The following is a 5,294-nucleotide window of genomic DNA, read 5'->3' as shown; positions in this document are numbered from 1 at the left end:
CGTCGAGGGTGCACAGGCCGTGGACGGGGACCCCGAGGGCGAGGCCGAAGGTGTCGGCGGTCATCAGGCCGACGCGGAGCCCGGTGTAGGGGCCGGGCCCGGTGCCCACGACGATCGCGGTGACGGCGTCGAGGCGGGCGCCCGCCTCGGCGAGGACCCGGTCGACGGCGGGCAGCAGCAGTTCCCCATGGCGACGGGCGTCCACCTGGCTCGACGCGGCGACGACATCCGTCCCGTCGTGCAGCGCGACGGTGACGGCGGGGGTGGCGGTATCCAGAGCGAGCAAGAGCACGCAAACAGCCTACGGCGCTTCGGCCCGGGCCACGGCCGACCCGGTGCACCGTCCCTCTGCTGCTACCGTCACAGCACAGACGTACATCAAGGGCGTACGTGCGTACGAGAGGTGGGCGCAGAAGGTGGCCAGCAGCAGCTCGGGATTCGTGGCCGGGCTCACGGCGGCGGCGATCGCCGCAGTCGGTTTCCTCACCTACCAGGCGTCGGCCAGCGCGCCGGACGACCTCGGCAAGCCGTCCTCCTCGAAGACACCGGCGGCCAAGAAGTCCAAGGCCCCCGCCGGCAAGGAGAAGGACGACGACCTCCTCCTGCCCAAGGGTTCGGGCACCGGCGAGCGCGTCGTCTACTCCCTGGACGAGGACCGCGTCTGGCTGGTCGGCGCGAACGAGAAGGTCACCCGCACCTTCGAGGTCACGCCCAGCGCGGTGGACCCCACCCCCGCCAGCTACACGGTCACGTCCCGCTCCGCCGCCATCACCGGCTCCGACGGCACCCCCATCGAACACGTCGTCCGCTTCGCCTCGATCGACGGCGTGGTCATCGGCTTCAGCGCGGCGGTGGACGGCTCCACCCCCCAGCCCGACCCCGCCGTCAAGACGGGCGGCATCCGAGAGTCCCGCAAGGACGGCAAGGCGATGTGGCAGTTCGCGGGCATCGGCACGAAGGTGGTCGTGGTCAAGTAGCGGGAGAGGGCGTCTGCATGGTCACCGCCAAAGGGAACCGCCGGTTCTTTTAGGGGCGCGGGGAACTGCGCGCCAAGCCCCCACCCACCCGCAGCCGCGACACGGCCCAGGACACCCCTCCCGGCGCGCAACCTCTAGGCAGCCCGGGGGTGCCGCCGCTCCACCGCCCGCCGTTCCTCCCCCCGAACCGGCGGAGCCGCCGGCGTGGACACCACCTTCGCCGCCGCACAGCTGGCCAACAGATCCCGCATCGACACCCCGGCAACCCCGGAGGCCGCACCGGACGCCGCCCCGGAGCCCGCTCCGGACGGCCGCCCATCCCGCCGCTCCGAACCCTGCATGGACGCCTCCTGGTGCCACCGGCGAACCAAGTTAGGTAGACCTAACCAAGGACTGGTTACCATGTGACCACGCCGGAAGCGCCAAAGCAACTTTTTGCCGACACCTTGTCGGAACCGACACAAGAGGCGACCGCCCCACGACAAATCAGGCGCCGCCCCGCTCAGGCCGACAGGCCGACAGGCCGACAGGCCCAGCCGTGGGCCACAGTCCTCCCGGCCTCAGGCCGACAGGACTCCCAGCTCGACGGAGGCCCACCGCTCCCCGAGCCCGGTGACGGTCACGTGCCGCACCTCGTCGGTGGTGTCGCCGACCGCCCGGTGGATGACGACATGGAGCCGGTCGTCGGTCAGCTCCTCGACCTTCCCCTCGCCCCACTCCACCACGATCACCGAATCCGGCAGCGAGACGTCGAGATCGAGGTCCTCCATCTCGTCCAGCCCTCCGCCCAGGCGATACGCGTCGACGTGGACGAGCGGCGGCCCCTCCCCCAGCGCGGGATGCACGCGCGCGATGACGAACGTCGGCGAGGTGACGGCTCCGCGCACCCCGAGCCCTTCCCCGAGCCCCCGGGTCAGGGTCGTCTTCCCGGCGCCCAGCTCCCCGTTGAGCATGACGAGATCACCCGGACGCAGCAGTTTGGCCAGCCGACGGCCCAACTCCAGCATCTGCTCGGGAGACTGCACGACGGCCTCGTAGGACGTCACGGACGACGAAGGCGACGAGGGTGAAGAGGGGACGACCCCGGGCTCACCCGGGACGTACCGTGCTGCTGGCGCTTCCATAACCACTTACGGTAGCCCCCATCGGCACGGCACCCGCCCGGGTCAGCAGGTCGGCGAGCCGGTCGGTGACCACCTCGGGGTGCTCCAGCATCACCAGGTGCCCGGCGTCCGGCACGAGCACCAGCTCCGCGTCCGGCAGCAGATCGGCGATCGCCTCGCTGTGCTCGCTCGGCGTGACGAGGTCCTTGACCCCGGCCAGCACGAGCACCGGCAGCTCGGCGAACGCCGAGAGCGCCTCCGTCTTGTCGTGCTCGGTGAACGCAGGGTAGAACTCCGCGACGACGTCGATCGGGGTGCCCTCGATCATCCGCTCGGCGAACCGCGCGACCGCCGGGTCGACGTCCCGCGACGCGAACGAGTACCGCTTGATGATCCCGGCGAACAGATCGGCGGTCGCCCGCCGCCCCCGCTCCACCAGCGCGGCCTGCTGCCCGAGCGCCCTGAGCACCCCCGGCAGCACCCGCCGCACCGCGTTGACGCCCGCGACGGGCAGCCCGAAGTTGACCTCGCCGAGCCGCCCCGACGACGTACCGACCAGGGCGACGGCGACGACCCGCTCGCGGATCAGATCGGGGTAGTGGGCGGCGAGGGCCATGACGGTCATCCCGCCCATGGAGTGCCCGACGAGCACGATGGGCCCCTCGGGTACGGCCGCGTCGATCACGGCCTTGAGATCGCGCCCGAGCTGGTCGATGGTGACCGGCGCGCCGTCGACGGCCTGGGCCCGTCCGGAGCGGCCGTGGCTGCGCTGGTCCCAGTGCACGGTCCGTACGACACCGCGCAGCGCGGCCCGCTGGAAGTGCCAGGAGTCCTGGTTGAGGCAGTAGCCGTGGCTGAAGACGACGGTGACGGGGGCGGGGGACTTACGGCCGAAGAGGCGGCGTCTGCGGGGCGCGAGGCCGGCCTCGGGCTCGATGTCGTCGACCTCGTAGTACAGCTCGGTGCCGTCGTCCGCGTACGCCTTGCCGGGGGTGCCGCGCAGCGTCCCGTACGGGCCCGTGGAGTCGAGCGCGAGCCGGGCCTTCCTGCGCATGCCGCGGCCCACGGTGAGCCGCTCTATGGCGACACCGGCGGCCGCGCCCGCGGCGACCACACCTATCGCCGCCCCCGCGACGCCGGCCCTGCGCCAGGTCCCGCCGGCGGCGGCGGACGCGGCTGTGGCGGCCGCGCTCGCGACGGCCTCCACGGCCTCCGCGCTGCTCTCGCTCACATCCCGCTCCTCTTCGCCGGCCCTCGGGCCCTAGCCGCTCCGCACACCCGTACGGAGTTTCCCGTCTCGTTCGTCTTTCACTTACTCGTGGTGTACTCGCACTTACTCGTGTTGTACTCGCGTCGACGCGGGCGCGTTCACACCTGCGGGGCAGCTCACACGCTCACCCGTTCGTGGGTACGGGTTTCCTCACGCCTGCTCACCCGTGTTGACGTAGACGCGCGGGACACGGGTTCCGATGCGGGTCACGATCTCGTACCCGATGGTTCCGGCCGCCTTCGCCCAGTCCTCGGCGGTCGGTTCGCCGTCGTCGCCGGCGCCGAACAGCACCACCTCGTCGCCCACGGCGGGTTCGTCCCCGCCGAGGTCGACGACGAACTGGTCCATCGCGACCCGGCCCGCGACCGTCCGCCACTTCCCGCCGACGAGGACGGGCCCGGTGCCGGAGGCGTGCCGGGGGATGCCGTCCGCATAGCCGACGGGGACGAGGCCGAGCGTCGTGGCGCCCGGGGTGACGTAGTGGTGCCCGTAGCTGACGCCGTGCCCCCCGGGCACATGCTTGACCAGGGCGAGCGAGGCGCTGAGCCGCATCACGGGACGCAGCCCGAGGTCGGCCGAACTGCCCAGCTCCGGGCTGGGCGAGATGCCGTAGAGGGCGATGCCCGCCCGGACGAGGTCGAAGTGGCTCTCCGGGAGGGTGAGCGTGGCGGGCGAGTTGGCGATGTGCCGCACCTCGGGCCGTACGCCCTGGCCCTCCGCGTACGTCACCATCTCGCGGAAGAGGCCGAGCTGCGCGGCGATGGACGGGTGCCCCGGCTCGTCGGCGCACGCGAGGTGCGACCAGATCCCGGTGACGGTGACGAGCCCCTCGGCCTCGGCGGCCAGCGCCTCGGTGACCAGCTCCGCCCAGTCCTCCGGCTGGCAGCCGTTGCGCCCGAGCCCCGTGTCGGCCTTGAGCTGCACACGCGCGCGTGCACCCACCGCGCGGGCGGCGTCGGTGACCTCCCTCAGCGCCCACAGACCGCTGACCGACACGTCGAGGTCGGCCTCGATCGCCTCCCGCCACGGTCCGCCCGGCGCCCAGAGCCAGCACATGATGCGCCCCGGCAGCCCCGCAGCGCGGAGCGCCAGCGCCTCCTCGGGCGTGGCCGTACCCAGCCAGGCGGCCCCCGCCTCGATCGCGGCCCGCGCACACCGCACCGCCCCGTGGCCGTACGCGTCGGACTTGACGACGGCCATCAGGGCAGCACCCGGCGCCAGCGCGCGCAAGGTCCGCACGTTGGCCCGCAGGGCATCCAGATCGATCTCGGCGCGGGCCCGCAGGGGCGCGGTCCGCGAAGGCGCTGTCTCACTCATGTCAGCCCCAGTGTCTCAGAGCCCGGGGACACCCCTCCGGCGCCCCATGCACGGGGCTCACTTACCCGCCCGCCGCCCCCACACGAACACCCGGTCCTTGGTCTTCAGCACCCCCCACAGGGTCCGCGCGTCCGCCAGCTTCAGATTCACGCACCCCATGGACCCGATCTCCGTGTAGATGGACCCGTACACGGCGTGGAACGCCTGCCCCCCGCTGAAGAACTGCGCGTACGGCATCGGTTGGTGATACAGCGTCGACCAGTGGTTCTTGTGCTTCCAGTACACCGTGTGCCAGCCCGCGCGGGTCGGGTACTGCCGCCGCCCGCTGCGGATCGGCGCCGGCCCGAACACCACCTTCTTGCCCTTCTGCACCCAGGTCAGCTGCCGCGTCAGGTCCACGCACGCCACCCGGTACGTGCGGACCGGGCACTTCCCCGCCGCGTTGGGGTTCTTGCGGGCCGAAAGGAGCTGCATCCGCGCCCAGGTCACCGGCCCGGCGAAACCGATCGCCGGCTTGATGCCCTCCTTGATCTGGAACGCGCGGATGGCGAGGCAGTCCGCCCGCGACTGCTTCGCGTCCGCGTTCTTCCGCTTGAGCCACCGCTCGACCTGCTTCTGGTACGGCCC

The 5,294-nt window shown here is 72.2% G+C and carries 6 protein-coding genes; 1 reads left to right on the top strand and 5 read right to left on the bottom strand.

The features are described 5' to 3' along the window. A partial coding sequence (gene tsaB / locus AOK23_RS34320; RefSeq protein ID WP_063791455.1) for a tRNA (adenosine(37)-N6)-threonylcarbamoyltransferase complex dimerization subunit type 1 TsaB occupies window positions 1-292 on the bottom strand: 292 nt, incomplete at its 3' end. Between the two features lie 124 nt (window positions 293-416). On the opposite strand from tsaB, the gene AOK23_RS34315 reads away from it, so the two are divergent. After that, the gene (locus tag AOK23_RS34315; RefSeq protein ID WP_206336374.1) at window positions 417-977 is read left to right on the top strand and encodes a L,D-transpeptidase; all 561 of its coding nucleotides are present in this window, start codon (window positions 417-419) and stop codon (window positions 975-977) included. A gap of 560 nt (window positions 978-1,537) precedes the next feature. Here AOK23_RS34315 and tsaE read toward each other — a convergent pair. The 4 genes from tsaE to AOK23_RS34295 all read right to left on the bottom strand — a co-directional run. Beyond that, window positions 1,538-2,101 carry a tRNA (adenosine(37)-N6)-threonylcarbamoyltransferase complex ATPase subunit type 1 TsaE gene (gene tsaE / locus AOK23_RS34310; protein ID WP_079049871.1) on the bottom strand — a complete coding sequence of 188 codons (564 nt, stop codon included), beginning with the start codon at window positions 2,099-2,101 and terminating at the stop codon, window positions 1,538-1,540. After that, a complete protein-coding gene (locus AOK23_RS34305; RefSeq protein WP_055716439.1) occupies window positions 2,067-3,311 on the bottom strand; it encodes an alpha/beta fold hydrolase in 1,245 nt (414 codons plus the stop codon). The genes tsaE and AOK23_RS34305 overlap by 35 nt, the downstream gene beginning before the upstream one ends. 189 nt (window positions 3,312-3,500) lie before the next feature. Continuing rightward, window positions 3,501-4,667 carry an alanine racemase gene (gene alr, locus AOK23_RS34300; RefSeq protein ID WP_055716438.1) on the bottom strand — a complete coding sequence of 389 codons (1,167 nt, stop codon included), beginning with the start codon at window positions 4,665-4,667 and terminating at the stop codon, window positions 3,501-3,503. 57 nt (window positions 4,668-4,724) lie between these two features. Further along, on the bottom strand, window positions 4,725-5,294 hold a 570-nt coding region (locus AOK23_RS34295), incomplete at its 5' end, for a L,D-transpeptidase (protein ID WP_157878234.1).

The organism is Streptomyces torulosus (assembly GCF_001419765.1).
Lineage (GTDB): Bacteria > Actinomycetota > Actinomycetes > Streptomycetales > Streptomycetaceae > Streptomyces > Streptomyces torulosus.
The sequence above is the reverse complement of the archived record's forward strand: the minus strand, read 5'-3'. Positions and strand labels throughout refer to the sequence as shown.